Origin of the sequence: Pseudomonas fluorescens (assembly GCF_002022275.1) — a bacterium.
Taxonomy (GTDB): domain Bacteria; phylum Pseudomonadota; class Gammaproteobacteria; order Pseudomonadales; family Pseudomonadaceae; genus Aquipseudomonas; species Aquipseudomonas fluorescens_AJ.
This window is the reverse complement of sequence record NZ_MSDF01000062.1, coordinates 70,712-93,816: the sequence shown is the minus strand read 5'-3', so window position 1 is coordinate 93,816 and position 23,105 is coordinate 70,712. Positions and strand designations below refer to the sequence as shown.

Annotated in this window: 23 protein-coding genes; 13 read left to right on the top strand and 10 right to left on the bottom strand. The window is 61.9% G+C overall.

Features of this window, described 5'->3' with window-relative positions; genetic code table 11:
* Positions 1-3 precede the first annotated feature (3 nt).
* On the bottom strand, positions 4-1,134 hold the full coding sequence (locus BFW87_RS30655) for a carbon-nitrogen hydrolase family protein (protein WP_078743450.1): 1,131 nt from the start codon (positions 1,132-1,134) through the stop codon (positions 4-6).
* A gap of 212 nt (positions 1,135-1,346) precedes the next feature.
* Here BFW87_RS30655 and BFW87_RS30650 point away from each other — a divergent pair, with 212 nt between their 5' ends.
* Positions 1,347-3,386 carry an NADPH-dependent 2,4-dienoyl-CoA reductase gene (locus tag BFW87_RS30650; RefSeq protein ID WP_078743449.1) on the top strand — a complete coding sequence of 680 codons (2,040 nt, stop codon included), beginning with the start codon at positions 1,347-1,349 and terminating at the stop codon, positions 3,384-3,386.
* Positions 3,387-3,443: 57 nt separating this feature from the next.
* Positions 3,444-4,328: a 1-aminocyclopropane-1-carboxylate deaminase/D-cysteine desulfhydrase gene (locus BFW87_RS30645; RefSeq protein ID WP_078743448.1), complete on the top strand. Its 885-nt coding sequence runs from the start codon at positions 3,444-3,446 to the stop codon at positions 4,326-4,328.
* Positions 4,329-4,373: 45 nt separating this feature from the next.
* On the opposite strand, the gene BFW87_RS30640 is transcribed toward BFW87_RS30645, so the two are convergent.
* The 3 genes from BFW87_RS30640 to BFW87_RS30630 form a co-directional block, all read right to left on the bottom strand.
* Positions 4,374-4,967 carry a cytochrome b gene (locus tag BFW87_RS30640; RefSeq protein WP_078743447.1) on the bottom strand — a complete coding sequence of 198 codons (594 nt, stop codon included), beginning with the start codon at positions 4,965-4,967 and terminating at the stop codon, positions 4,374-4,376.
* A 112-nt stretch (positions 4,968-5,079) separates the two neighbouring features.
* On the bottom strand, positions 5,080-5,907 hold the full coding sequence (gene phnX / locus BFW87_RS30635; protein WP_078743446.1) for a phosphonoacetaldehyde hydrolase: 828 nt from the start codon (positions 5,905-5,907) through the stop codon (positions 5,080-5,082).
* On the bottom strand, positions 5,897-7,030 hold the full coding sequence (locus tag BFW87_RS30630; RefSeq protein ID WP_078743445.1) for a 2-aminoethylphosphonate--pyruvate transaminase: 1,134 nt from the start codon (positions 7,028-7,030) through the stop codon (positions 5,897-5,899). The genes phnX and BFW87_RS30630 overlap by 11 nt, the downstream gene beginning before the upstream one ends.
* Before the next feature lie 110 nt (positions 7,031-7,140).
* On the opposite strand from BFW87_RS30630, the gene BFW87_RS30625 reads away from it, so the two are divergent.
* Positions 7,141-7,998 (top strand): LysR substrate-binding domain-containing protein, encoded by an 858-nt coding sequence (locus BFW87_RS30625; protein WP_078743444.1) that lies wholly within the window; start codon positions 7,141-7,143, stop codon positions 7,996-7,998.
* Between the two features lie 100 nt (positions 7,999-8,098).
* A complete protein-coding gene (locus BFW87_RS30620; RefSeq protein ID WP_078743443.1) occupies positions 8,099-8,806 on the top strand; it encodes a YebC/PmpR family DNA-binding transcriptional regulator in 708 nt (235 codons plus the stop codon).
* Positions 8,807-8,927: 121 nt separating this feature from the next.
* Here BFW87_RS30620 and BFW87_RS30615 read toward each other — a convergent pair whose 3' ends face one another.
* Together BFW87_RS30615 and zapE are read right to left on the bottom strand one after the other, a co-directional pair.
* Positions 8,928-10,229: a protein kinase gene (locus BFW87_RS30615; RefSeq protein ID WP_078743520.1), complete on the bottom strand. Its 1,302-nt coding sequence runs from the start codon at positions 10,227-10,229 to the stop codon at positions 8,928-8,930.
* A gap of 39 nt (positions 10,230-10,268) precedes the next feature.
* On the bottom strand, positions 10,269-11,363 hold the full coding sequence (zapE, locus tag BFW87_RS30610; RefSeq protein WP_078743442.1) for a cell division protein ZapE: 1,095 nt from the start codon (positions 11,361-11,363) through the stop codon (positions 10,269-10,271).
* A gap of 215 nt (positions 11,364-11,578) precedes the next feature.
* Between zapE and BFW87_RS30605 the strand changes: the two genes are divergently transcribed.
* From BFW87_RS30605 to BFW87_RS30575, 7 genes are all read left to right on the top strand, one after another.
* Positions 11,579-12,079, top strand: coding sequence for a Csu type fimbrial protein (locus BFW87_RS30605; protein ID WP_439848408.1), 501 nt, complete (start codon positions 11,579-11,581; stop codon positions 12,077-12,079).
* Positions 12,073-12,615: a Csu type fimbrial protein gene (locus BFW87_RS30600; RefSeq protein WP_078743440.1), complete on the top strand. Its 543-nt coding sequence runs from the start codon at positions 12,073-12,075 to the stop codon at positions 12,613-12,615. Before BFW87_RS30605 ends, BFW87_RS30600 begins: the two co-directional genes overlap by 7 nt.
* Before the next feature lie 18 nt (positions 12,616-12,633).
* Complete coding sequence (locus tag BFW87_RS30595; protein WP_078743439.1) at positions 12,634-13,176, top strand: Csu type fimbrial protein; 543 nt, start codon at positions 12,634-12,636, stop codon at positions 13,174-13,176.
* Between the two features lie 4 nt (positions 13,177-13,180).
* The gene (locus BFW87_RS30590; RefSeq protein WP_078743438.1) at positions 13,181-13,678 is read left to right on the top strand and encodes a Csu type fimbrial protein; all 498 of its coding nucleotides are present in this window, start codon (positions 13,181-13,183) and stop codon (positions 13,676-13,678) included.
* A 26-nt stretch (positions 13,679-13,704) separates the two neighbouring features.
* A complete protein-coding gene (locus BFW87_RS30585) occupies positions 13,705-14,493 on the top strand; it encodes a fimbrial biogenesis chaperone (protein WP_078743437.1) in 789 nt (262 codons plus the stop codon).
* A 157-nt stretch (positions 14,494-14,650) separates the two neighbouring features.
* On the top strand, positions 14,651-16,927 hold the full coding sequence (locus BFW87_RS30580; protein ID WP_254865979.1) for a fimbria/pilus outer membrane usher protein: 2,277 nt from the start codon (positions 14,651-14,653) through the stop codon (positions 16,925-16,927).
* A 77-nt stretch (positions 16,928-17,004) separates the two neighbouring features.
* Positions 17,005-17,928 (top strand): Csu type fimbrial protein, encoded by a 924-nt coding sequence (locus tag BFW87_RS30575; RefSeq protein WP_078743519.1) that lies wholly within the window; start codon positions 17,005-17,007, stop codon positions 17,926-17,928.
* Here BFW87_RS30575 and BFW87_RS30570 read toward each other — a convergent pair.
* Together BFW87_RS30570 and BFW87_RS30565 are read right to left on the bottom strand one after the other, a co-directional pair.
* Positions 17,925-18,662 carry an anti-sigma factor family protein gene (locus BFW87_RS30570; RefSeq protein WP_078743435.1) on the bottom strand — a complete coding sequence of 246 codons (738 nt, stop codon included), beginning with the start codon at positions 18,660-18,662 and terminating at the stop codon, positions 17,925-17,927. The genes BFW87_RS30575 and BFW87_RS30570 overlap by 4 nt on opposite strands.
* The gene (locus BFW87_RS30565) at positions 18,659-19,165 is read right to left on the bottom strand and encodes a sigma-70 family RNA polymerase sigma factor (protein ID WP_078743518.1); all 507 of its coding nucleotides are present in this window, start codon (positions 19,163-19,165) and stop codon (positions 18,659-18,661) included. Before BFW87_RS30565 ends, BFW87_RS30570 begins: the two co-directional genes overlap by 4 nt.
* A gap of 169 nt (positions 19,166-19,334) precedes the next feature.
* Here BFW87_RS30565 and BFW87_RS30560 point away from each other — a divergent pair, with 169 nt between their 5' ends.
* Positions 19,335-20,417, top strand: a complete 1,083-nt coding sequence (locus BFW87_RS30560) for a catalase family peroxidase (RefSeq protein WP_078743434.1) — start codon at positions 19,335-19,337, stop codon at positions 20,415-20,417.
* The gene (locus BFW87_RS30555; RefSeq protein ID WP_078743433.1) at positions 20,414-20,953 is read left to right on the top strand and encodes a cytochrome b; all 540 of its coding nucleotides are present in this window, start codon (positions 20,414-20,416) and stop codon (positions 20,951-20,953) included. The genes BFW87_RS30560 and BFW87_RS30555 overlap by 4 nt, the downstream gene beginning before the upstream one ends.
* A 175-nt stretch (positions 20,954-21,128) precedes the next feature.
* Here BFW87_RS30555 and BFW87_RS30550 read toward each other — a convergent pair whose 3' ends face one another.
* Positions 21,129-22,280 (bottom strand): M14 family metallopeptidase, encoded by a 1,152-nt coding sequence (locus BFW87_RS30550; RefSeq protein ID WP_078743432.1) that lies wholly within the window; start codon positions 22,278-22,280, stop codon positions 21,129-21,131.
* A 464-nt stretch (positions 22,281-22,744) separates the two neighbouring features.
* Complete coding sequence (locus BFW87_RS30545; RefSeq protein ID WP_078743431.1) at positions 22,745-23,098, bottom strand: DUF6124 family protein; 354 nt, start codon at positions 23,096-23,098, stop codon at positions 22,745-22,747.
* Positions 23,099-23,105: the final 7 nt, after the last annotated feature.

The following is a 23,105-nucleotide window of genomic DNA, read 5'->3' as shown; positions in this document are numbered from 1 at the left end:
GCGTTACAACCAGATATTCAGCAGGCGCGCGCCACGCGCGTCGCTGTCGGCGGTGACCTGCCCGTTATTGCTCAGAAAGCTGTGACCGGCGGTGCCCAGGTCCCAGAACTGGCCACGCAGAAACACGCTCATGCCGGCACTGGCGTGGCTGATCGGCTGTTGGCTGATCAGGGTGAGGCGGCGCCAGGCTTCGCCCTCGCTGAGTTCTTCGGGTTTGAGGCTGATTTCAGTGGGCGTGGACACGCTTTTAAAGCCGCGCCATGGGCGGTCCCACGTGTCACGACCGGTCACGAACGCCGGCACTGCGACCAGTTGCGCGCCTTGTTCATTGAGTTTGCGATAGTTGTCCGGGTACCAGCTGTCGCTGCCGATCAGAATGCCCAAGCGCCCGGCCGGGGTGTCGACCACGCTCACGATGTTTTCATCACCCGGCTCAATAAAACCGCGCTCATCGTAGATCGGGTAGAACTGGCGTTGCGGCTGGCCCAACGGCAAACCGTCGGCGCCAAATACAATGCTGGCGTTGTACAGCGCGCCATGGCCGACCTGCAAATGCCCGTCGCTTACGCTGGGGTCGGGCAGGGCAATGGAGCCAGCCACCAGCGTGACCCCAAATTCCTTGGCCAGGCCGCCGAACAGCGTCTGATAGTCACGCGCCATCGCGGGGGCTTTCATGCGCAGGTAAGCGTCGTCCGTGCGGTTATCACCCGTGGCGCTGAGCCATGCCCGCGCAAACAAAAACGGGTTACTGGCCGACAGCCAGTTCATTGCATCCTTAAGGTGAATGGACTGGTACAGCTCGTTTTTTTCGCCGCTGAGCATCAGCAAGGTGCCGATATGTTCCGGCAGCACGACGATCGTTTTTGCATTAATCAGCCCTTGGTCGCGCGCCTTTTGCAGGTAAGCCGCAAGCTTCAGGTGCAGGCGTTCCACACTCTGATAGTCAGCCGGGAACAGCTCCGGCTGGATGCCCAACAAGTTGCCGCGATCGGCCGGTACGCCTTCATTGACGGCCAGGGTAATACGCAGGTCCGACAGGTAATGCGCCACGGGGCGCTCCTGGGTCCAGACCAGATACGCGGCGACGGCGGCAACCAGGGCCATGGTGACGGTGAACGCTAGAAGTTTACGCATGGGGCAACAGACAACAGACCGGGAATGGGGTTCGCCGACTAGGGTAGGGCCCATGGCCTGGCTTGCCAAGGGGCGCTGTGCATTTGGATCAATAAGTTGTGAGTTTCAGTCATTGAGCGGTAGGCAATCGGCTTTTAGTCTGTGGGACATAAACCGATGGCAGGCCATTCGAGCCTTCCACGTCCCGTGATGATCCGTTGTGGAGCTGTACCATGACCGCTGCTGCCTACCCGCACCTGCTGGCCCCGTTGGACCTGGGTTTTACCACCTTGCGCAACCGCACCCTGATGGGCTCGATGCACACCGGCCTTGAAGAAAAGCCCGGCGGTTTCGAGCGCATGGCGGCCTACTTTGCCGAACGCGCCCGTGGCGGCGTCGGCCTGATGGTCACCGGGGGTATCGGCCCGAACGATGAGGGCGGCGTGTACGCCGGTGCAGCCAAGCTGACCACCGACGAAGAGGCGCAAAAGCACAAAATCGTCACCCAGGCGGTGCACGCCGCGGGCGGCAAGATTTGCATGCAGATCCTCCATGCCGGCCGTTATGCCTACAGCCCGAAACAAGTCGCACCGAGCGCGATTCAGGCGCCGATCAACCCGTTCAAGCCCAAAGAGCTGGACGAGGAGGGCATCGAGAAGCAGATCCAGGATTTTGTGACCTGCTCGCTGCTGGCCCAGGTCGCTGAGTACGACGGCGTGGAAATCATGGGGTCGGAAGGTTATTTCATTAACCAGTTCCTCGCGGCGCACACCAACCATCGCACCGACCGCTGGGGTGGCAGTTACGAAAACCGCATGCGCCTGGCCGTAGAAATCGTCAGCCGCGTACGTGAAGCCGTTGGCCCGAATTTCATCATTATCTTCCGCCTGTCGATGCTCGACCTGGTGGAGGGCGGCAGCACCTGGGAAGAGATCGTGCAACTGGCCAAGGCCATCGAACAGGCCGGCGCGACCATCATCAACACCGGCATCGGCTGGCACGAAGCACGCATTCCGACCATCGCCACCAAAGTGCCGCGTGGTGCGTTCAGCAAAGTCACCGCCAAGTTGCGCGGCGCGGTGAACATCCCGCTGATCACCACCAACCGCATCAACACCCCGGAAATCGCCGAGCAGATTCTTGCCGAAGGCGACGCCGACATGGTCTCAATGGCGCGGCCATTTCTCGCCGACCCGGACTTCGTCAACAAAGCCGCCGCCGGGCGTGCCGATGAAATCAACACCTGCATCGGCTGTAACCAAGCCTGCCTGGACCATACCTTTGGCGGCAAGTTGACCACCTGCCTGGTCAACCCGCGGGCGTGCTACGAAACCGAACTCAACTACTTGCCGGTCAAGCAGATCAAGAAAATCGCCGTGGTCGGCGCTGGCCCTGCGGGCTTGGCGGCGGCCACCGTGGCGGCTGAGCGCGGCCATCAAGTGACCTTGTTCGATTCGGCCAGCGAGATCGGCGGCCAGTTCAATATCGCCAAGCGTGTGCCGGGCAAGGAAGAGTTTTTCGAAACCCTGCGCTACTTCAAACGTAAATTGCAGACCACCCACGTCGAGGTGTGCCTCAACACCCGCGTGGATGTGGAGCAACTCAAGGCCGGCGCTTATGACGAGATCATCCTTGCCACCGGCATCGCGCCGCGCACTCCAGCGATTCCGGGCGTCGAGAACGCCAAGGTGTTGAGCTACCTGGACGTGATCCTCGAGCGCAAGCCTGTGGGCAAGCGCGTGGCCGTGATTGGCGCCGGCGGTATCGGCTTCGACGTCTCGGAATTCCTCGTGCATCAGGGCGTGTCCACCAGCCTGGACCGCGACGCGTTCTGGAAAGAGTGGGGCATCGACACCCAGCTGCAAGCCCGTGGCGGTGTGGCCGGTATCAAGCCGCAGCCCCATGCGCCGGCGCGTGACGTGTTCCTGCTGCAGCGCAAAGCTTCCAAGGTCGGCGACGGTCTGGGCAAGACCACCGGCTGGATCCACCGTACCGGATTGAAGAACAAACAGGTGCAGATGCTCAACAGCGTCGAATACCTGAAGATTGATGATGAAGGCCTGCACATCCGCATCGGCGCCGAGGGTGAGCCTCAAGTGCTGGCAGTGGACAACATCGTCATCTGCGCCGGGCAAGATCCGTTGCGCGAACTGCAGGACGGCCTGGTCGCCGCCGGCCAGAACGTGCACCTGATCGGTGGCGCCGACGTGGCGGCCGAACTGGACGCCAAACGCGCGATCAACCAGGGCTCGCGCCTCGCTGCCGAGCTGTAAGACGAGAGAAGGGGCGGTGTTAGACTACCGCCCCTTTTTTCATTCAGACCACCCCCGATGGGTCCATTTGACTGGCTTCCCCACGCGCCCCTTGAACCCTTGCAGCTGGATTGGCTGCAAGGCGTCGAGCTGGCCGTGTTGCGCCTGGACCGCATCGACCCGCTGATCAGCGGCAACAAGTGGTTCAAGCTCACCGGGCACCTGGCGCAGGCGCAAATGGCCAAAGGCATCATCAGCCTGGGCGGCGCTTACTCCAACCATCTGCACGCGCTGGCGGCGGCGGGGAAACGTTTTGATTTCCCTACCGTCGGCCTGCTGCGCGGCCATCCTCAAGACACACCCACTGTTCTCGACCTGAAAGCGTTCGGCATGCAGCTGCATTGGCTGGGCTATGGCGGCTACCGCGCGCGTCATGAGCCGGGTTTCTGGCAGCCATGGCGTGAGCGATACCCCGAACTGCACCCGGTGCCTGAAGGCGGTGGTGGCATCGAAGGGGCGACGGGCTGTGGAGTGTTGGTCGAGCAGGCCCGTGCGCAGTTAAGCGCACTGGGCTGGACCGATTACGACGGATGGTGGCTGGCGGCTGGCACCGGAACCACGTTGGCTGGCCTGGCGCTGGCCGAGGCGGGTGCGCACCCGGTCTACGGCGCCATGGCGGTGCCGGACGATCATGGTGTGGCGCAAAACGTAGGGGCCATCGTGCAGGGCGGGTATGAATTGCTCGATGCCAGCCGGGGCGGGTTTGCCAAGGTTGATCCGCAGCTGTTGGACTTTATCCAAACCACGGAACAAGCCTGCGATTTACCGCTGGAGCCTCTGTACACCGGCAAGGCGTTGCTGGCGCTTAAACAACAGATCGACGCCGGGCGCTTCGCCCCAGGCACCCGCCTGATCTTCGTCCACACCGGCGGCTTGCAAGGCCGCCGAGGCTTTACCGTCTAGCACAAAACCCTATGTGGGAGCTGGCTTGCCTGCGATTGCGGTATGTCAGTCAATGGATTTTCCGACTGACCCACCGCTATCGCGGGCAAGCCCGCTCCCACCTGGCATCATCCGCATCGCCGTGTTATCGCGCAGCACATAGTGATGTGCCAGCGCCGCCAACGCATGCAGCCCGATCAGCCAGTAACCGACCTTGCCGAACAGCACATGCCAGCCTTCAATCTGCTTGGCCAAAGCCTTGTTTTCCGCAATCAGCGGCGGCAGTTCTATGCCGTAGAACATCACCGAATGCCCCTCGGCGCTGACAATCAGCCAGCCCGCAATCGGCATGCCGATCATCAAGGCGTACAACGCAAAGTGCATCAGCGTGGCCAACAGGCTTTGCCATTGTGGCGGCGCGGGCACGATCTTCGGCGCCACCCCCAGGCTGCGCGCAAACAAACGCAGCCACACCAACACAAACACGGTGAGGCCAAACATGAAGTGCATTTCGACGATCAATGTGCGCCCGCCACTGCCTTTGGGGAACTGGCCGCGTAGCTCAATGCAGGCGTAAACCACCGCCAGCAGCACCACCATCAACCAGTGAAGCGCGATCGACATGGTGCTGTAGCGTGTATCGGAGTTTTTCCACGGCATCGCTGGGTTCCTCACTCATCAGGGCATACCTCCATTCTTGTGATGGAGTGCTTTAACTGTATGCCGGTTTTGAGCGGTCCGCCTGGCGCAAGTGCCGTTGTTTTGACCTCGATCAGTGGCTTTGCGGCATTTCACCGCGCGCCAGGCGTTTATTGATGTCGCTGATGACCGCAGGCAGGTCGTTGATCGTGTCGATCAGGTAGTGCGGGCGTGAGCCTTCGAACATCGCTTCGATGCGCTTGCGCTCGCTGGCCAGTGTGGCGGCGTCGAGGGCGCGAAACTGCTCGTAAGTCAGGCCCAGCGCATTGCCGGAGCAGGTCAGGGCCACCGTCCACATCCCGGCGCGGCGGCCTTCGAGGATGCCCGGGACGGTGTCGTCGACCTTGACGCAAGCCGCCACGTCATCGATGCCCAGCGCGATCACATTGGCCAGGGCCTGCGCCGGCCATGGGCGGCCATTTGGTACTTCGTCGGTGGCGACCACGTGGTCGGCGATGTAGCCATTGGTGGCGGCCAGGGCGACGACTTTGTCCATCACTTGTTTGGGGTAGCCGGAGCAGGAACCGACCTTGATGCCTTGCACGCGCAGGCGGGCGATGGTGTCCAGGGCGCCGGGGATCAACGCTGAATGCTCGGCGATTTTCTCGATCTGCAGCGGCATGAAGCGCTGGTAGATCGCGGTTACGTCGTCGTCCGTCGGTGTGCGGCCGAAGGCCTTGCGGTAGCGCTCGGCCACCTGCGGCTGGTCGCACAGGGTGCGGATATGGTCCCACTTGCCCATGCCCATCGGGCCACGGGCCTCTTCGATAGAGACTTGCACATCGAACTCGGCAAACGCCTCGACGAAGATCTGCGTGGGGGCGAAGGAGCCAAAGTCAACCACAGTGCCGGCCCAGTCAAGGATCACAGCCTGCAGGGTGTTGGGGTTTTCATAGTTCATGGTTGCGGTCCCGACGAGGAAGGTTGATGTGCAGTGTGTGAAGGACTTCGGCAATGGCGGTCACGGCGGCATGCATGTGCGCCGCATCGACATGGCCGATACAGCCCACGCGGAACGTGTCTACCTGGGTCAGCTTGCCGGGGTAGAGAATGAAACCCTTGGCCTTGACCCCTTCGTAGAAGTCTTTGAATTGATAGCGCGGATCTTGCGGCGCGTGGAAGGTAACGATGATCGGCGCCTGAATCGCCGCCGGCAAAAAGCTGCGCAGGCCCAGTTCGGCCATACCGTCGAGCAATGCCTGGCAATTGCGTGCATAACGCTGGTGACGGGCTGGCAGCCCACCTTCTTCGGCGTATTGCAGCAGCGCCTCGTGCAGCGCCGCGACCACATGAGTGGGCGGGGTAAAACGCCATTGGCCGGTCTTGGCCATGTAGCTGTGCTGGTCGAACAGGTCCATTGCCAGGGAGTGGCAGTTTCCTTGGGCTGCGGCCAACGCTTTTTTATCGGCGAAGACAAAGCCCATGCCGGGCACGCCCTCCAGGCACTTGCCGGAGGCGGCGATCAGCGCGTCGAAGGGTATTTCGCGGGCATCAATCGGCAATGCGCCGAAGGAACTCATCGCGTCGATGATCAGACGCTTACCATGGTTTTTCACCACCTGAGCGATTTCCGGCAACGGGTTGAGAATGCCGGTGCTGGTTTCGCAGTGAATCAGTGCCACGTGGGTGATCGCCTTGTCGGCGTGCAGCAGGCGGTCCACATCGGCAGCGGTGGTGGGTCTGTCTTCGGCGGTTTCGAAGGTGCTGAAGTCACGGCCGATCACTTCACAGATCTTCGCCAGGCGTTTGCCGTAGGCGCCGTTGATCAACACCAGCACGTTGCCGTCGCGTGGCACCAGCGTACCGATGGCAGCTTCGACGGCGAAGGTGCCGCTGCCTTGCAACGGCACGCAGTGGTGGCTGTCGGCGCCATTGATGATCGCCAGCAATTGCTCGCAGACGCTGGCGGTGAGTTGATTGAAACGGTCATCCCATGAGCCCCAATCTTCCATCATCGCCTGGCGGGTGCGGGCCGACGTGGTCAAGGGGCCGGGAGTGAGCAGGATGGGCGCGGCGGTGTTCATCTCGAATCCTTATAAAGCCGGGGCTGAATCTACGGTGCCTAAATTGCAGTTTGGCTTGTCATCAATCAAATTGTTTGTTGTTATGCGAGCTATCAGCGAGGCCGATAGCTATGAATTTGTTTCAACTGCGTGCATTCGATGCCGTGGCCCGTGAGGGCAGTTTTACCCGTGCGGCGGCTCGGCTGTTTATCAGCCAGCCGGCAGTAACCGGGCATATCAAGGCGCTGGAGGAGCACTACCAGATCCCGCTGCTGCGCCGAACCGCGCGGCGCGTGGAACTGACCGAGGAAGGCACGCGCCTGGCGGCGATCACCCGGGCGATTTTCGGCTTGGTGGACGAGGCGCAGACCTTGCTTGAGGCCAATCGTCAATTGCTCACCGGGCGCCTCGAAGTGGCGGCGGATGGCCCGCACCTGGTGATGCCGATGATTGCGCGGCTGCGTGCACGCTACCCGGGCATTACCGTGAACCTGCGGTTGGGCAATGCCCAGGAAACCCTGGCGGCGCTGTTGTCTGAACACGCGGACGTGGCGGTGTTGACGGAGGTCGAGCCGCGTAATGGCTTGCATCTGGAACCGCTGAGTGAATCAAACATCTGCGCATTGGTGCCGGCGGGCCATCCCTGGTTGGCTGACCCGAAGGGCATTCATCTCAAGCAACTGCACGAGGTGATCATGGTGCTGCGTGAGCCAAACTCGATCACCCGTCGTACGTTTGATGACGCCTGCGCCGCTGCGGGCGTAAAGCCCAAAGTGTTGTTGGAGCTCGACAGCCGCGAGGCGGTGACGGAGGCCGTCGCCGCTGAGTTGGGGGTGGGCGTGGTGTCATCCATGGAAGTCAGTCGCGACCCACGGGTGCATGCCATTCCCTTGCAGGGCGAGGGGTTGGTGAACCGGCACATGCTTGGCTGCATGGAGCGACGCCGCGCACTGCGCTTGATCCAGGCGTTTTTCGAGTTGGCGTCTTGACGGTTTTTTGCTGGAACGATTTTTTTTTGCCCTATAAACTCTGCCCCCAAAGCGCCGGCCAGTAGACGTTTCGGCGCGATGGACGAGAAGAGAGTGAGTCATGGGCGCACAGTGGAAAGTCAAACATAAAGAAGCGGCATCCAATGCCAAGGGCAAGATCTTCGGCAAGCTGGTAAAAGAAATCACCATCGCCGCCCGCAACGGCGCCGACATTGCGACCAACGCCCACCTGCGTCTGGTGGTGGAACAGGCCAAAAAGGCCTCGATGCCCAAGGAAACACTGGACCGCGCCATCAAGAAAGGCGCCGGCCTGCTGGGTGAAACCGTGCAGTACCACCGCGTGACCTACGAAGGTTTTGCGCCGCACCAGGTGCCGCTGATCGTCGAGTGTGTGACCGACAACATCAACCGCACCGTGGCGGAAATCCGCGTGGCGTTCCGTAAGGGCCAACTGGGCGCTTCGGGCTCCGTGGCCTGGGACTTCAACCATGTGGGTCTGATTGAGGCCTCGCCGGAAACCCCGGACGCCGACCCGGAAATGGCCGCCATTGAAGCCGGTGCGCAGGATTTTGAAGACGGCGAAGAAGAGGGCACGACCCTGTTCATCACCGAGACCACCGACCTCGACGCCGTACAGAAAGCGTTGCCGGAGCAGGGTTTCACCGTGCTGTCGGCCAAGCTGGGTTACATCGCGAAGAACCCGGTCAGCGGTCTGACCGACGAGCAGATGGCCGAAGTTGAAGCCTTCCTGGAAGGCCTGGACAACCATGACGACGTGCAGGACATGTTCGTCGGCCTGGCTGGCTAATCCCTGGCTGAAAAACTCGGTCCAAATGTGGGAGCGGGCTTGCTCGCGAATGCGCAGTGTCAGTCGACCGATTAATTGACTGATACACCGTATTCGCGAGCAAGCCCGCTCCCACACGGGTTTATGGGTGTTGGAAAGAATTGAGCAGCGCTTCGATTTCCTCAAACCCAGGCCGCGCCAGCACATCCGGTTGACAGCAACGCGCCTGCAGCGCGTTGAGCGCCTCATCCTTCACCCCTTCAACCCGCTCCAGCAATTCCCCCAGCAGCACCCCGAACGCGCGCACTTCAATGCGCTGTAACGCCCGTGTTTCCAGGGTATCCGCCGTGGCATGGAACGACGCCGCGCCAAAGTCGCCCAGCAAGAGATCACCCGCCGCATTCCACAGAATATTGTGGCCGTACAGGTCGCCGTGGGTAATGCCGTGCCGGTGCAAATGCGCGGCCACCGACGCCACGCCCCGCGCCATGCGCAACGCCACGTCCGGGCTCAAACGAACAGACGGCTCGTAGATATCCCGGGTGCACGACGCCAGGCTCGGCAGCGCCGCCAGGTTGCGGTAGCTCGGGTCAATCAGGTCCATCACCAGCGCGGCCTGGCCATCGGGGTGCCCGACGATGCGGCCTTCCACCTTGATCAGGTTCGGGTGCAGCCCGGCGGCGATGCAGGCCTGCATTTCGTGCAGCGGCGAGCCGTCGCTGGTGATGGTGCCTTTGTACAGTTTGACCGCGACAGGCTTGGCAGCAGGCGTCCACAGCGCCTTGCGAATAATCCCCGAAGCGCCTTCGCCCAGCACCTCGCCCAGTTCCAGTTCAGACCAGGGAATATCCGGCGTCGCGTCATCAGTCGCCACGTCCACCGCCATTTCCACCGGGTTGCCGGCGTAGGCCAGCCAGGTCAGGCCTGGCATCGTCAGCAGCCACTGCGGCAACTGCGTCAGGCGGTTGGACGCGATGCGCAGCAGTTCGAGGTTGCTGCACTGGGCCAGGCTTTGCGGCAGGTGTGTCAGCCTGTTGCCGGCCAGCATCAGCTTTTGCAGCAACGGCCGCTCGCCCAACTCATCCGGCAGTTGGCTGATGTGGTTATCGGTAAGGATCAGCCAGCGCAGCAACGGCGGCAAGGCAGCGGCAGGTACGTGGCTGATTTTATTGGCCTTGAAGCCGATCATGCTCAGCTTGGCGCAGTGGCCCAGGCTTGGCGGCAGCTCGGTAAAGGCGTTGTCCGAGCAGAACAGCACGCGCAAATGGGTCAGGCGGTGCAGGTCGTCGGGCAGGCTGCTCAGGGCGTTGCCCGTGAGGTTGAGGATTTCCAGGGTGTCGGCCAGTTCGAAGATTTCCCGGGGAAATTCGGTCAGCCCGCAAGACAGGTCCAGGCGCGTGGCACCGACCAATTGGCCGGCTTTGAGTTGGGCGAGGGTATTCATGAACGGCACGATCACTCGGCTAGAGGGCGTAAATGGCGCTCATGATACCGGGTCGGGCGTGTGTTGCGGGCGGGTTGTTTGCAACTGGCCCAGACGGCTGGCGGTGCGTGCGAGGTCGATCGCCTGGCCGCTCAAGGCGCTTTCAAGGGGCTGTTCGCCGATCAGGGTCAACTGCTTGTCGCGGTCGTAGAGCACGTCTACCAGGTTGATAAAGCGCTGTTGCACGGCGATGGGGCAGTCGGCCAACGGTGGCAGGCCGTCGATGACCCAGTGGTCGTAGTCCTGACACAGCAGCAGGTAATCCATGACGGCGGTGAGCTGTTCACAGAGGTCGTTGAAGGTGAAGGCGATGGTGCGCGCTTGATGGCGGCGGCAGGTCAACTGTCGGGTGCCGACGGTCAACCGTAGTGGTGGGGAATCGGCGGCAGGCAGGCCGAGTGCCTCGCGCTGTTGCGCCGTGCCCGGCCAGACATACTGCCCGCGGGTAAAGCGTTGCGAACTCTGGGCCTGAGGCAGGCTGCGAAAGTCCTGAGGCGAACTGACTTCCAGCACCTCCATGCGCGTGGCGATCAGGTCGATCACCGGCTTGAAGCGCTCGTGGTACAGCGGGTTGGGCAGCAAGCCTTCCGGCGGGTAGTTGGAAGTCACCAGCACCAGCACGCCGCGCTTGAAGAGTGCCTGGAACAGCCGGCTGATAAGCATCGCATCGCCGATATCGTGGACGTGAAACTCGTCAAAACACAGCACCCGGCAGCCCTTCAGCAGGTCATCGAGGGTCACGGCGAGGCCATCGTCATGTCCGCGGTGCTGAAACATGCCGCGATGCAATTGGGCGAAAAAATCGTGGAAGTGCACACGCTGTTTCTCGGCGATCGGCAGCGCCTGGAAAAAGCCGTCGAGCAGCCAGCTTTTGCCTCGCCCCACCGGGCCGTGCAGGTACAGGCTGCGCGTTGGCTGGCCCGCGAGCAGGTGTGCGGTTTCACGGGCCAGCGCGTCAATCGCGCGGACCTGGCCGTTGCTCAGGGTGAAGCCCTGCTGCTCGGCCTTGTTGCGGAAGAACCCCGGGATAGGCGAATTGTTGGGGTTTTCGGTTTTTTTGCGCAGCAGGCGCTGGATCAGGGAAAGCACGGCCAATGCGGGGCACTCTGTGTTTCGGTGGTCGCTCACTGTAGGGCGTGTGCGGTGATTTGACCAATAGAGAAGGGCGCGACCCGCTATCTCGAAATGGCATGACATACGCGCGATCCTTGCCGGACTGGCAGTTTCCCTCTGAATGACTAACCTCATACACAGCAGTCACCCCTGTATAAGGAATTGGGGCAGTGAAGGGACGAGCGGTATTGGCAGTCATGGGCGCGATGCTCTGCAACACGGCTTACGCTGCGCAACTCCAGGTGGAGGTGCGTATCGACGTGCAGCGGGGCTGCCAGCTGGTGGGCACCACCCGCAGTGCAGGCATCGAGCAACTTGGCGTATTGGATTTTGGCAGCGGCCCGCGTCTGGATGACCCGGCCGGGCCCCTGAGTGCGGCCCTGATCAGCCAGCGCCAGCCGCGCCTCGAATGCAACCCCGACACCCCTTACCAAATGCGCGTGGATGGCGGCCTGCACGGCGGCGTCGGCGAAGTGCGCTACCTGAGCGCCGAGAGCCCTTCCAGCAAACCCATCCCCTATCGCATCTACGCCGACGCCGCACGGTTGATCCCGTTGCCGGTGGATGTGCCGGTCAGCGGCCGTGTGCCGGACTCCGGTTCCGTCGACTTGCCCCTCTATGGCCGTATCGAACCCCTTAAAAGCATCCCCGCCGTTGGGCGTTATTCCGACCTGCTCAAGGTCACGGTCACATGGTAAGCCGCGCGCTGGCCGTGATGGCCATGGGCGGCTTGTTGCTGCTGGCGGATGACGTGCAGGCGGCCGCCGTGAGCGGGCAGATCCATGCACGGCTGGTGATCACCGCGAGTTGCGAGGTGAGCAAAGGCAGTGACAGCGCCCCGGTCAGCCCCAACGGCGGCACGGCGCTGCTGGACTTCGGCAGCCAGGGGCCGACCTGGAATACGACCTTGGGCGCAGGTATTTCCGACGGTGACAAGGCGCCGCTCGCGGTGTCGTGCAACCCCTCGGTTTCAAGCTTCACCGTGACCATCGACGGCGGCGCCAATGGCGATGGCACCACGCGGCGCCTGAGCAATGGGCGCCAGACCATTCCCTATCGACTGTCTGCCGACCCGCTGGGCCGCAGCAGTTACAGCATCGGGCAACAACGCAACTTTGTCGTGGCCAGGGGTACACAACTACCGATCCCGGTATTCGGCTCCGTGGTGGCAAATACCAGTGCCTTACCGGCAGGGATCTACACCGACACTTTGACGGTGACACTGGACTGGTAAATCAAGAGGATAAACATCATGCATGCACTTGTATCTCGGATAGGCATTTGCGCAGTGGGCCTGGCGATGGCGTCCAGTCTTAATGCGGCGACGACTGTGACCGGGCAGATCAGCTCCACGCTGACGCTGATCGCCAGTTGCCAGGTCAACGGCTCCGGGGCGGCTACCGGCCTGAACTTCGGTAGCCTGAACTTCGGCACCACCAACAGCCTGTTCACCAACGCCGACGCTCAACTGCTCGGCGGCACTGGCACCGGCGGCGCATTGTCGATCCTGTGTTCGGCCGGCACCACGCCAGCCGTCAAGGTGCGTGCGGGTGCACATGATGGCGCCTCTCCGGGCGGCACGCGTGCCCTGGCCGATGGGGCAGGCAATTTCGTCCCTTACGACTTCTACACCGACAGCGGGCACTCCGCGCTCCTGGCAATTGATGGCGTGGTGACGCTCGCGACCAGTACCGGCGTCGCGCAGACCGTGGCGCTCTATGGGCGTGCGGTGGGCAAGGCCGGCCTGCCGGCGGGCACTTACACCGACACCGTCGCCGTGGAATTGACGTTCTAGGGCCATGAACCGTTTGGTGGCGAGGGTCTTGCTGGCGTGCGCGCTGGCCGTGCCACTGCCGTTGTCGGCGGTGACCAGCCAGAGCTTCCAGGTGAGCGCGACCATCACGCCGGGCTGCCTGATCGTGGGCGGGAGCTCCAACTACGGGGCACTGACCTACGGCAGCTATTCGGCCCTGGCAACAAGCACCGTCACCGCGGCGCTGACCGGCGGGGTGACCTTGCAATGCACACCGGGTGTGACGTTGAGCATGAGCGTCGACGGCGGCCTGCACAGCAGCACCGGACGCAATTTGCAGCTCAACAGTGGCAGTGCGCGAGTGGCTTACCAATTGTTTCGGGATGCGGCGTTCAGTCAGGCCTTGGGGATCAGTCAGAGCGTCAACGTGACGTACAGCGATGCAAACAACATCAGCCTGCCGATTTACGGACGGGTGCAGTTACCGGGCAATCAGCCTGGGGGGACGTACAGCGACACGCTGCAGGTGCAGCTGACGTGGTAGGGGCTATCGGTATAAGGAGAGGGTTTATGCGTTCAACTTCCCGGCGGCTGTGGGCTGCGGGTATTGCTCTGAGTGCGTTGTGCAGCGCAGGGCTTGTGCAGGCGGCCAGTTCGGTGCTGATCTGGCCGATCGACCCGGTGCTGGAGGCCGATCAACAGGCCAGTGCGCTGTGGCTGGAAAACCGCGGCACCGAGACCGCCAGCCTGCAGATCCGGGTGTTTGCCTGGAGCCAGAGCGGTTTTGACGAGCAATACCAGAACCAGCGCGATGTGATCGGCAGCCCGCCGGTGGCGAAGATCGAGCCGGGCCAAAAGCAGTTGGTACGCCTGACGCGCACCCGTGAAGTGCCGCCGGGGCAGGAGCTGGCTTATCGCATCATCATCGACGAAATACCCTCGGCGCTGCAGGTTCCGCCGCCGCCGGAGGGCAAGAACACCGCCGCCGCCATTCGCTTTCAGATGCGTTATTCGGTGCCGTTGTTTGCCTACGGTGCGGGGCTGTGGAGCAAGGAAGACGCCACTCGTCAGCGCGACCCGAAAGGTGCCGGCAAGCCGGACCTGAGCTGGCAAAAAGTCAGCGTGGCCGGACGCACTTACATCGAAGTACGCAATCAAGGCGCCGTGCATGCGCGCCTCACGGATGCTTCGTTCAAGCAGGGCGGGCAGACCCGCCCGCTGGTGGACGGTTTGCTGGGTTATGTGCTGCCGGGCGCGACCATGCGCTGGCCGGTGCCGGACGCGGTGTCCGCCGATCAACCGTTGCAGGTACGCATCAACGGCGCCCCGCAGCTGGAGAGCCTGGCGCCGAAGCGATAACAGTGTGTGCAGCGGGACGGGGTGATACCCGGGTTTAACAGGATGGAGATGTCCATTGAAGGACACAACGCCATGGAGTCGTGGTCGGGCTTGTTGCAGGTGGCCGTCGGTGGCAGTGGTGAGCGGGCTGTGGGGCGCAATGATTGCGCTTCCGGGTATGGCTGGCGACCTGCCGCCGCCCCCGGGCAGTATGGAGGCTGTCGCCGATGCACAGCTGTTTCTGGAGCTGGTGGTCAACAGGATGGACACGGGCCGGGTCATCGCGGTCGATCAGCGTGCCGGGCAACTTTACGTGCCGGCCAGCGCGTTGCAGGACGTGGGCATGAAACTGCCCGGCGACTTGAGCGGCAGCGTCGACCTCGACAAGGTGCCCGGCCTGCATAGCGATTACGACAGCAACGGTCAGCGCTTACTGCTGGATGTGCCGCCGTCGTGGTTGCAGGAGCAGTTCATCGGCAACCGCAACAGCTACCCGCGTACCCAGGCGATGAGCAGCTTCGGCGCCTTGCTCAACTATGACGTGTATTTCAACGACACCGATGACGGCGGCCGCTACCTAGCCGCCTGGAACGAAGTGCGGCTTTTCGATAACTGGGGCACCTTGTCCAACACCGGGCAATACCGCCAGACCCTGGCCGGTGGTGTCAGCGACAGCACGCTCAATAACGGCTATCGGCGTTATGACACCACCTGGCGTTTCTCTGATGATGAGCGGTTGCTGACCTACGAGGCGGGCGACGTCATCAGCGGCTCATTGCCCTGGAGCAGCTCGGTGCGCCTGGGGGGTGTGCAGTTGTCACGGGACTTTGCGGTGCGCCCGGACCTGGTCACTTACCCCTTGCCGCAATTTGCCGGTGAGGCGGCAGTGCCGTCCTCGGTGGACCTGTTTATCAACGGTTACAAATCCGAAAGCGCGCTGTTGCAACCGGGGCCGTACACCCTGACCAACATCCCGTTTATCAACGGCGCGGGTGAAGCGGTGGTGGTGACCACTGACGCGCTGGGTCGGCAAGTGTCGACAACGGTACCGTTTTACGTCACCAGCACGCTGCTGCAACAAGGCTTGAGCGATTTCTCGGTGGCGGCCGGGACCTTGCGCCGCGATTACACCGTGCGCGACTTTGGTTACGGGCCAGGCGTGGCCAGTGGCACGTTCCGTTATGGTTATTCCGACAGCCTGACTCTGGAAAGCCACGCCGAGGCGTCCAGTGACCTGACCCTGGGCGGTCTGGGCGGTAACCTGCGCCTGGGTAACTTCGGTGTGCTCAACACGGCGGTGAGTCAAAGCCAGTTCGAAGGCCGCACCGGCCAGCAACTGAGCCTGGGCTATCAGTACAACAGCTCGCGTTACAGCCTGTCGTACCAGCGGGTGCAGCGGCGCGACGAATACGCCGACCTGACCCTGGTCGATACGCCTTACGCCAGCCTCAGCAAGCGCAGCGAACAGGTGACGCTGAGCCTCAACCTTGAGCGCTTCGGCAGCCTGGGCTTCGGCTATTTCGACGTGCAGGCGGCTGACGATTCGCGTACGCGCCTGCTCAATCTGAGCTGGAGCAAACCGTTGTGGCACAACACCAGTTTCTACCTGTCGGCCAACCGCGAGATCGGCGACAGCAACTGGGCCATGCAGGCGCAGTTGGTCATCCCCTTCGATATCAACGGTAGCCTGGCCTTGAGCACCGAGCGCAGCAAGGACGGCGCCAGTCGCCAGCGCGTCAACTACAGCAGCGCGGTGCCCAGTGACGGCGGGGTGGGCTACAACCTCGGTTATGCCCAGGGCGACGGCCCGACCTATCGCCAGGCCGACCTGACCTGGCGCCTGCAATCGGTGCAATTGCAGGCTGGCGTGTACGGCAGCAGCGGCGCTGAGACCCGATGGGCGGATGCCAGTGGCTCGTTGGTGTGGATGGGGGGCGACACCTTTGCCGCCAACCGCATCAATGACGCGTTTGTGGTGGTGAGTACTCAGGGCTTCGCCGGCATTCCGGTGCGCTATGAAAACCAGTTGGTAGGCCAGACCGACCGTAACGGCAAATTGCTGGTGCCGTGGAGCAGTGCGTATTACCGCGCCAAGTATGAAATCGATCCGTTGAACCTGCCGCCGAATGTGCAGAGCCCGAACGTGGAACAGCGCGTGTCGGTGCGCCGTGGCAGTGGCTATCTGCTGGAATTTCCGCTGCGCCGGGTGCTCGCCGCGAGCATCACGCTGGTGGATAGCGGGCATCAGGAATTACCGCTGGGCAGCCTGGTGGTCCACGAGCAGAGCAACACCCAGGCCGTGGTCGGCTGGGATGGCCTGGTGTATCTGGAAAACCTCAGTGCGCACAACACGCTGCAGGTCACGTTGGGCGAGGGGCGTACTTGCCAGGCGACGTTTGATATTGATGAGCAGCAGCAGGACGTGCCGCTGATCGGGCCATTGGTGTGCCAATGAAAGGCTGAAAAAGGAGTGTGCGGGTGAGGGGCAAGGGATGGCTGTATCTTGTGGGGCTGCTGTTTTCGGGCCAGGCGATGGCGGTGTGCTCGGTGGTCACGACGTCGCCGGCCAGTTTCGGCTCGATCAGTTCGATGACGGTGCGCACTGCGGCGCAGGCCAGTTCGACCACTAACTCGGGGTTGCGCTGCACCTCCACACTGATTTCGCTGCTGGTGTCCAGCGACCACTTTTACGCCACCGTGACAGGCTTGGCCCAAGGCGGAATGGTGGGGCCGACAGGAGATGTGATCAGCTACACGCTGTATGGCAACAACACCACCAGTTACCCGATTACGCGCGGTACGCAGTTTGATTTCGGCTCCGCCACCGGCATTGCCCAAAGCTTTGGGTTGGTGTCAGGGCCCGGGGCGAAAACCTTGCCGCTGTATTTGAGCAGTATCACCGGCAGTAACGTGGCGGCGGGTTTGTACACGGAAACGTTGAGCATTGCCTGGAACTGGAACTACTGCTCGGGGATTGGCATCGGCGGCATCTGCGCGGGGCGCGATATCGGTTCCGGCACGTCGTCGCTGACGGTCAGCATGACCGTCACCAACGACTGTCAGATCACCGCGCCGAATATCAGCTTTGGCAGCGCGCCGGTGGTGAGCGGTTTTACCCCGGTCACCGGCCAGACCATCAATATCAGTTGCACCAAAGGCAGCGCCTACAGCGTGGGGCTGAGCGACGGCCAGAACCCACTGAGCGTGGGCGGGCGTCGGCGCATGATCTCGGGCACCAATTATCTGGCCTATGACATCTTCAAAAGCGCCGGTACCACACGTTGGGGCAGCGTTGGTGCAGCGCGGCGTGACAGCTCCACTGCCGAGGTCAACCCCGGCAATGGCCTCGGCACCGGCAGCCAGGTGTTCAACTACAACGCCAAGGTTTACACCGACCAGACCACGCCGCCCGGCGGCACCTACCTGGACAACGTGGTGCTGGACGTGGGGTTCTAGAACTTCAGCATCTGCGTGGTCGGCTGGTCCACCGGGCTGACCACCGCATAGTTGTAGCCCGCGCCCGACCAGTATTCGGCCTGTAGCCCGTCAGCGCTGCGACGGCCACGGGGCAGAAAGCCGTTTTCCGGGCCCGGCGGGCGAATGTAGAAGCTGATGCGCCGACCTTGCGGGTCCTCGTATAACACCATGGCGGCAGCGCCTTGCTCAGTGGTGAGCAGGCGCCCGCTGACCGGTTTGAAACCCGACTGGCTCAGGTCCGGCAGACGATGGGCCTGGTTGAAATAGCGGTCCAGCCAGGCCTGCATGGTCCCGCCGTCTTGCGTGTTGTAGTCGGCAGGCATGATGCCGTCCTGGGCAAACAGGCGGAACGCTTGCATCGCATCGGCCATGGGCGGCGTCGACGGCTGGGTGGCTTCACGGGCGTGCCAGCCGCCCAAACCGCCGAGGCTCACGGCGAGCAGCAGTACGGCCGCCGTGGCGAAGTGGCGGCGCGATTGATGTTTTATGCGCTGACGAATCAGCGCCGGGTCAAGGTCAGGGTTGGCCGGGTGTTGCAAGGCTCCGCTCAACGATGCCCGCAGCAGGTGTGCATCCTGTTGCCAGGCGTGTACCTGGGCTGCGACATCAGGGTGGGCGGCCAGCCAGGTTTCAAGCACGCGCCGATCACTCTCCAGCAGTTGGTGGTCGACGTAGGCATGCAAATCGCGTTCGCTGGGGGGCAGGCTGATCATTTGAGTATCCGCAAGGAAGGGCTGGCAATTTCGCCATCGCTGAGTTGACGCAAGGCTTGGCGCGCGCGGGACAGGCGTGACATCACCGTACCGATAGGCACGTCGAGAATCTCCGCGACTTCTTTGTAGCTCAAGCCCTCGACCGAGACCCAGAGCAGCAGGGCGCGCTGTTCGGTATTGAGCTGGTCAAAGGCTTGCAGGGCCGATTGGGCCATCACCGTGCGCTCCACCGAGGGTTGCGCGTCGTCACGGCCAGTAAAGAATTCGAGCATGCGTGCGTAGCGCCGGTTGCGACGGTGGGCATCGAGAAACTGCCGGTAGAGGATCGAGAACAGCCAGGCGCGCAGGTCGCCTTCGATGCGTTTGTCGGCCCAACTGATGATCGCCCGTTCCAGGGTCGACTGCACCAGGTCGTCGGCGCTGCTGGCGTTACGGGTCAGGGACACGGCAAAACGCCGCAACCTGGGGATGAGTTCACGTAACTGTTCGTCGAGTTCATGCATGGTTGGCTGGCTGGTCACTACGCTGGGACTAGAGAGACGTCCGGCGCTGAAGGTTATTCCTTTTCCTGAAAAATAAACTCAAGGGCCTGGAATAGAGCGGATCGGCGTTCGTCTTAATGTTCCGACCTTATGTTTCACCCCCAAAGGCCTCTGGCCCTGGAGTCACTTCATGGTAGATCACTCATCACCGCCCCGTCCTCGGTTGAGTACTGCGAGCCTGATCGCGCGACTCGCCGGGATCGGTGCCGTGGTTGCGGTTGTTGCCGGGGCATTTGCCTACGTCAACGGCACGCTTGACCCACAGCGCTTGCGCCCCAAAACCCTGGTCAATGCCCTGGAAACCAACAATGGCATCCACCCGGGCTTCCGACGTAACCATGGCAAGGGCGTATGTGTGGCGGGTTATTTCGAGAGCAGCCCTGAGGCGCGCGCGTACTCCAGCGCGCAGGTATTCAGCGAGGCGAAAACTCCGGTCATTGGTCGTTTTGCCCTGCCCAGCGGCAACCCTTATGCGCCGGACAGCAGTGTGCCGATCCGCAGTTTAGCCCTGCAATTCAGTCAGGCCAACGGCCAGCAGTGGCGCACAGGCATGAACAGCATGCCCGTGTTCCCGGTGGGCACGCCTGAGGCGTTCTACCAATTGCTTCAGGCTGGCGCACCAGACCCGGCCACCGGCAAACCGAACCCGGCCAATATGCCGGCGTTTTTTGCTTCCCATCCGGAAACGGCCCAGTTTCTGGCGTGGGTCAAGACGGCCAAACCTTCGGCCAGTTACGCGACGGAGACCTATAACAGCATCAACGCGTTTTTTCTGATGGGTGCCGATGGCAAGCGTCAGGCCGTGCGCTGGGGTGTCGTCCCGCAGAGCAAGGACGCGGCGGGTGACATGGCGCCGTCCGGCAGCGACTACCTCGAAAAAGACCTGGTGCAGCGCCTGTCGGCAGGACCGCTGCGCTGGCAATTGAACCTGACCCTGGCCAACCCCGGGGACCCGCTTGACGATGCCAGCAAGCAGTGGACCGGTGAGCACAAGGTGCTGAATGCCGGCACTCTGGTGCTGCAAAGCAGCCAGCCGCAAGCGGATGGCGACTGCCGCGATATCAACTTTGACCCGCTGATTCTGCCCAGCGGCATTGAAGCGTCCAACGACCCATTGCTGGCCGCGCGCTCGGCCGCTTATGCCAGTTCGTACGTGCGTCGCGCAGGTGAAGTCAGCCCGCTGCACAGTGCCCCTCAGGAGTCGAAGCCATGAATGCTCAACCACGGTTTTTCGCCCCCCTGGCGCGCCTGCTGCATTGGCTGATGGCGCTGATGATCATCGCCATGCTGTTTATCGGCGCGGGCATGGCGGCATCGGTGTCGGAACGCCATGAGTGGCTGATTAACCTGCACAAGCCGCTGGGTATTGCGATTCTGGCGTTGGTGATTGTACGGCTGATCGTGCGGTTTTCCACTCGCCAACCGCCATTGCCTGCCGACCTGCCGCTCTGGCAAGCGTTGGCGGCCAAGGCCTCGCATGTGCTGCTTTATGCGTTGATGCTGGTGTTGCCAGTGTTGGGTTGGGCGATGATTTCGGCGGCGGGTGACCCGGTAATGCTCAGCAGTTCGGTGCAATTGCCGGCGCTGGTGGGGGCGAATGCGCCGTTGTTTGCGCTATTGCGCAAAGCCCATGGTTACCTCGCCTACCTGTTGTTCCTGACGGTGCTGTTGCACCTGGCGGCGGCGTTGTTCCACGGGCTTATTCGGCGTGATGATGTGCTGCAAAGCATGACCGGCACAGAGGACTGACCTGGTTAGCGTGAGTGGTGAGCCAGCTTTTGTGGCGAGCGAGCTTGCTCGCGCTGGGCTGCGTAGCAGCCCCAATACCTGACAGCTCGGTGTGTCAGGTGAAAAAGCGGTGCCTTACGAGGGGCCGCTTTGCGCCCCAGCGCGAGCAAGCTCGCTCGCCACAGGGGCCGTTGGGTTAGCGCAAGGCGCTGACGATATCCGCCACACTGCTCAACACGTCCTTGCCCAACTGTCTGGAGCGCTCACCGGACCAACCGGTTTTCGGGTTGGGCGCGTCGTCGTTGTCCTTGAAGGGCATCTCGAGGGTCAACGACAGGCAGTCGTATTTCTCACCGACGGCATTGCAGGCCAGGGTCATGTTGGCTTCACCCGGCAGGTCGCGCGTATAGCCGTGGGTGGTCTGGAAGTCGCGGGTCAAGGCGCTCAAGTGACTGCGGAAGTGTTTTTCCAGCGCTTCGAGACGCGGCGTGTAGCCCGGGTTGCCCTCGCAGCCAGCGGTGAATACGTAAGGGATCTCTTCGTCGCCATGGATATCGAGGAACAGGTCGACGCCGTATTTCTCCATTTGCTCCTGGGCGAACAGCACTTCGGGGCTGATTTCCTGGCTGGCGTTCTGCCAGGCACGATTGAGGTCCTGGCCCATGGCGTTGGTGCGCAGGTGGCCGTGGAAAGTACCGTCCGGGTTCATGTTGGGGATCAGGTACAGGTCGGCGATGGACAGGAGTTTTTTCAGCTCATCGTCACCGTCCTGTTGCAGGCGTTCGATGATGCCCTCCATAAACCACTCGGCCATGTGCTCGCCTGGATGCTGCTGGGCAATGATCCAGACTTTACGTTGGCCCTCGCCACCTTTGCCGCGACGCAGCAACTGGATGTCACGGCCTTCAGCGCTTTTGCCGGTGGCGAGCAATTGGGTGCCGGCGCGGTTCAAGGCTTGCTCGATCAGCCAGTCGTGGCGTTCACGGCTGTAGGGTTCGAAGTAGGCGAACCAGGCGTGTTTTTCACGGGTTTCGAGTGTGATATGCAGCGTCTCGCCGTCGAAGCGCGTGGGCACTCGGAACCAGTTGATATGGTCGTAGGACGCCACCGCGTTGTAGCCGCTCCAGGCATTTTTATAGGAGGACTGGCTCGCATTACTCAGGCGGAAGCTGTGGGTGTGGCCCACGTGCATGCCTTCGGCCTTGAAGTGGAACCATTGAAAATGAGGGCTGCGAGTATCGGGTTTGATTGCCAGCAGCAATTGGTACGCGTCGCTGGCATCCAGGACCTGGATGTTGCCGCTGTCGAAGTCGGTGCTGATCTTGATGGAGGTCAAGGCCACGGTCATAGTCTGGTTGCCTGAATATGAGTGTTGTGGCGGATATATTACACAGGAGTCAGGCAAAATCTTGATGCAAAATTGTTGCAGGGGGGAGGGGGCGTCATCCTTGACGCGATGGCAGCTTAGAATCTATGAGATTGATTCTCAAGCGCTATTTCGCAAAGATCCGGGCTAGAGCGCTCGTTTGGCTTTCTTTTGGCGATGCGCTTTTGCTACCATGCGCGCCATCAAGCAACACACAGTCTTCATTAGCCTGAAGCCAAGCCAGGGAAACTGGCAAAAAAAAGACCCGGCCAAAGAGCCGGGTCAAAAACCGTGATTAGCCTGATGAGGAGATATTCCAAGAGTCCGACCTAAGGTCCCTTGGTCTATCGACTGATCTCGCGATCAGCTGGGTCCAATAATAATCATTATCATTTGCAAGTCAAATGTTTTTATCCATGAGATAGAAATATTTTTCTTCGCGTCCGTTATGCGTTTGCCTGAGCAGAGGCGGGCGCCTGCAATGATCGCTCGACCATCGCCTTCGCCATATCAATCAAATACACCACTGAAAACGCCAGGTCGCGATGATTGCCCTGATGGCTGCTCGCCGATTCATAGGCCGTGGCAGCAGCGCTGCGCAACAGGTCCGAAGCGTGCACCAGCGCTTCTTCCTGGCTGATGCCGGGTTTGATGGCGAACAACGTCCCGTCCGGGACTGATGCCGACATATCTTCTTTCAAGTAATAGTCCAGCGCACGCTGGGCTGCGCCGCTGTTGCGCATGCCGTGCAGTTCATCGTTGTCGGGAGTTTCGGGTATGAGAATCGGGGGTGTCGTCATGAGGGTC

Coding starts and splice junctions, on each gene's coding strand:
- BFW87_RS30560 (WP_078743434.1), top strand. CDS start 19,335: ATGGTAGATCACTCATCACCGCCCCGTCCTCGGTTGAGTACTGCGAGC.
- BFW87_RS30650 (WP_078743449.1), top strand. CDS start 1,347: ATGACCGCTGCTGCCTACCCGCACCTGCTGGCCCCGTTGGACCTGGGT.
- BFW87_RS30590 (WP_078743438.1), top strand. CDS start 13,181: ATGAACCGTTTGGTGGCGAGGGTCTTGCTGGCGTGCGCGCTGGCCGTG.
- BFW87_RS30595 (WP_078743439.1), top strand. CDS start 12,634: ATGCATGCACTTGTATCTCGGATAGGCATTTGCGCAGTGGGCCTGGCG.
- BFW87_RS30645 (WP_078743448.1), top strand. CDS start 3,444: ATGGGTCCATTTGACTGGCTTCCCCACGCGCCCCTTGAACCCTTGCAG.
- BFW87_RS30555 (WP_078743433.1), top strand. CDS start 20,414: ATGAATGCTCAACCACGGTTTTTCGCCCCCCTGGCGCGCCTGCTGCAT.
- phnX (WP_078743446.1), bottom strand. CDS start 5,907: ATGAACTATGAAAACCCCAACACCCTGCAGGCTGTGATCCTTGACTGG.
- BFW87_RS30565 (WP_078743518.1), bottom strand. CDS start 19,165: ATGCATGAACTCGACGAACAGTTACGTGAACTCATCCCCAGGTTGCGG.
- BFW87_RS30615 (WP_078743520.1), bottom strand. CDS start 10,229: ATGAATACCCTCGCCCAACTCAAAGCCGGCCAATTGGTCGGTGCCACG.
- BFW87_RS30575 (WP_078743519.1), top strand. CDS start 17,005: ATGGCGGTGTGCTCGGTGGTCACGACGTCGCCGGCCAGTTTCGGCTCG.
- BFW87_RS30655 (WP_078743450.1), bottom strand. CDS start 1,134: ATGCGTAAACTTCTAGCGTTCACCGTCACCATGGCCCTGGTTGCCGCC.
- BFW87_RS30620 (WP_078743443.1), top strand. CDS start 8,099: ATGGGCGCACAGTGGAAAGTCAAACATAAAGAAGCGGCATCCAATGCC.
- BFW87_RS30605 (WP_439848408.1), top strand. CDS start 11,579: ATGGGCGCGATGCTCTGCAACACGGCTTACGCTGCGCAACTCCAGGTG.
- BFW87_RS30630 (WP_078743445.1), bottom strand. CDS start 7,030: ATGAACACCGCCGCGCCCATCCTGCTCACTCCCGGCCCCTTGACCACG.
- BFW87_RS30600 (WP_078743440.1), top strand. CDS start 12,073: ATGGTAAGCCGCGCGCTGGCCGTGATGGCCATGGGCGGCTTGTTGCTG.
- BFW87_RS30570 (WP_078743435.1), bottom strand. CDS start 18,662: ATGATCAGCCTGCCCCCCAGCGAACGCGATTTGCATGCCTACGTCGAC.
- BFW87_RS30545 (WP_078743431.1), bottom strand. CDS start 23,098: ATGACGACACCCCCGATTCTCATACCCGAAACTCCCGACAACGATGAA.
- BFW87_RS30550 (WP_078743432.1), bottom strand. CDS start 22,280: ATGACCGTGGCCTTGACCTCCATCAAGATCAGCACCGACTTCGACAGC.
- BFW87_RS30585 (WP_078743437.1), top strand. CDS start 13,705: ATGCGTTCAACTTCCCGGCGGCTGTGGGCTGCGGGTATTGCTCTGAGT.
- BFW87_RS30640 (WP_078743447.1), bottom strand. CDS start 4,967: ATGCCGTGGAAAAACTCCGATACACGCTACAGCACCATGTCGATCGCG.
- BFW87_RS30625 (WP_078743444.1), top strand. CDS start 7,141: ATGAATTTGTTTCAACTGCGTGCATTCGATGCCGTGGCCCGTGAGGGC.
- BFW87_RS30580 (WP_254865979.1), top strand. CDS start 14,651: ATGGCTGGCGACCTGCCGCCGCCCCCGGGCAGTATGGAGGCTGTCGCC.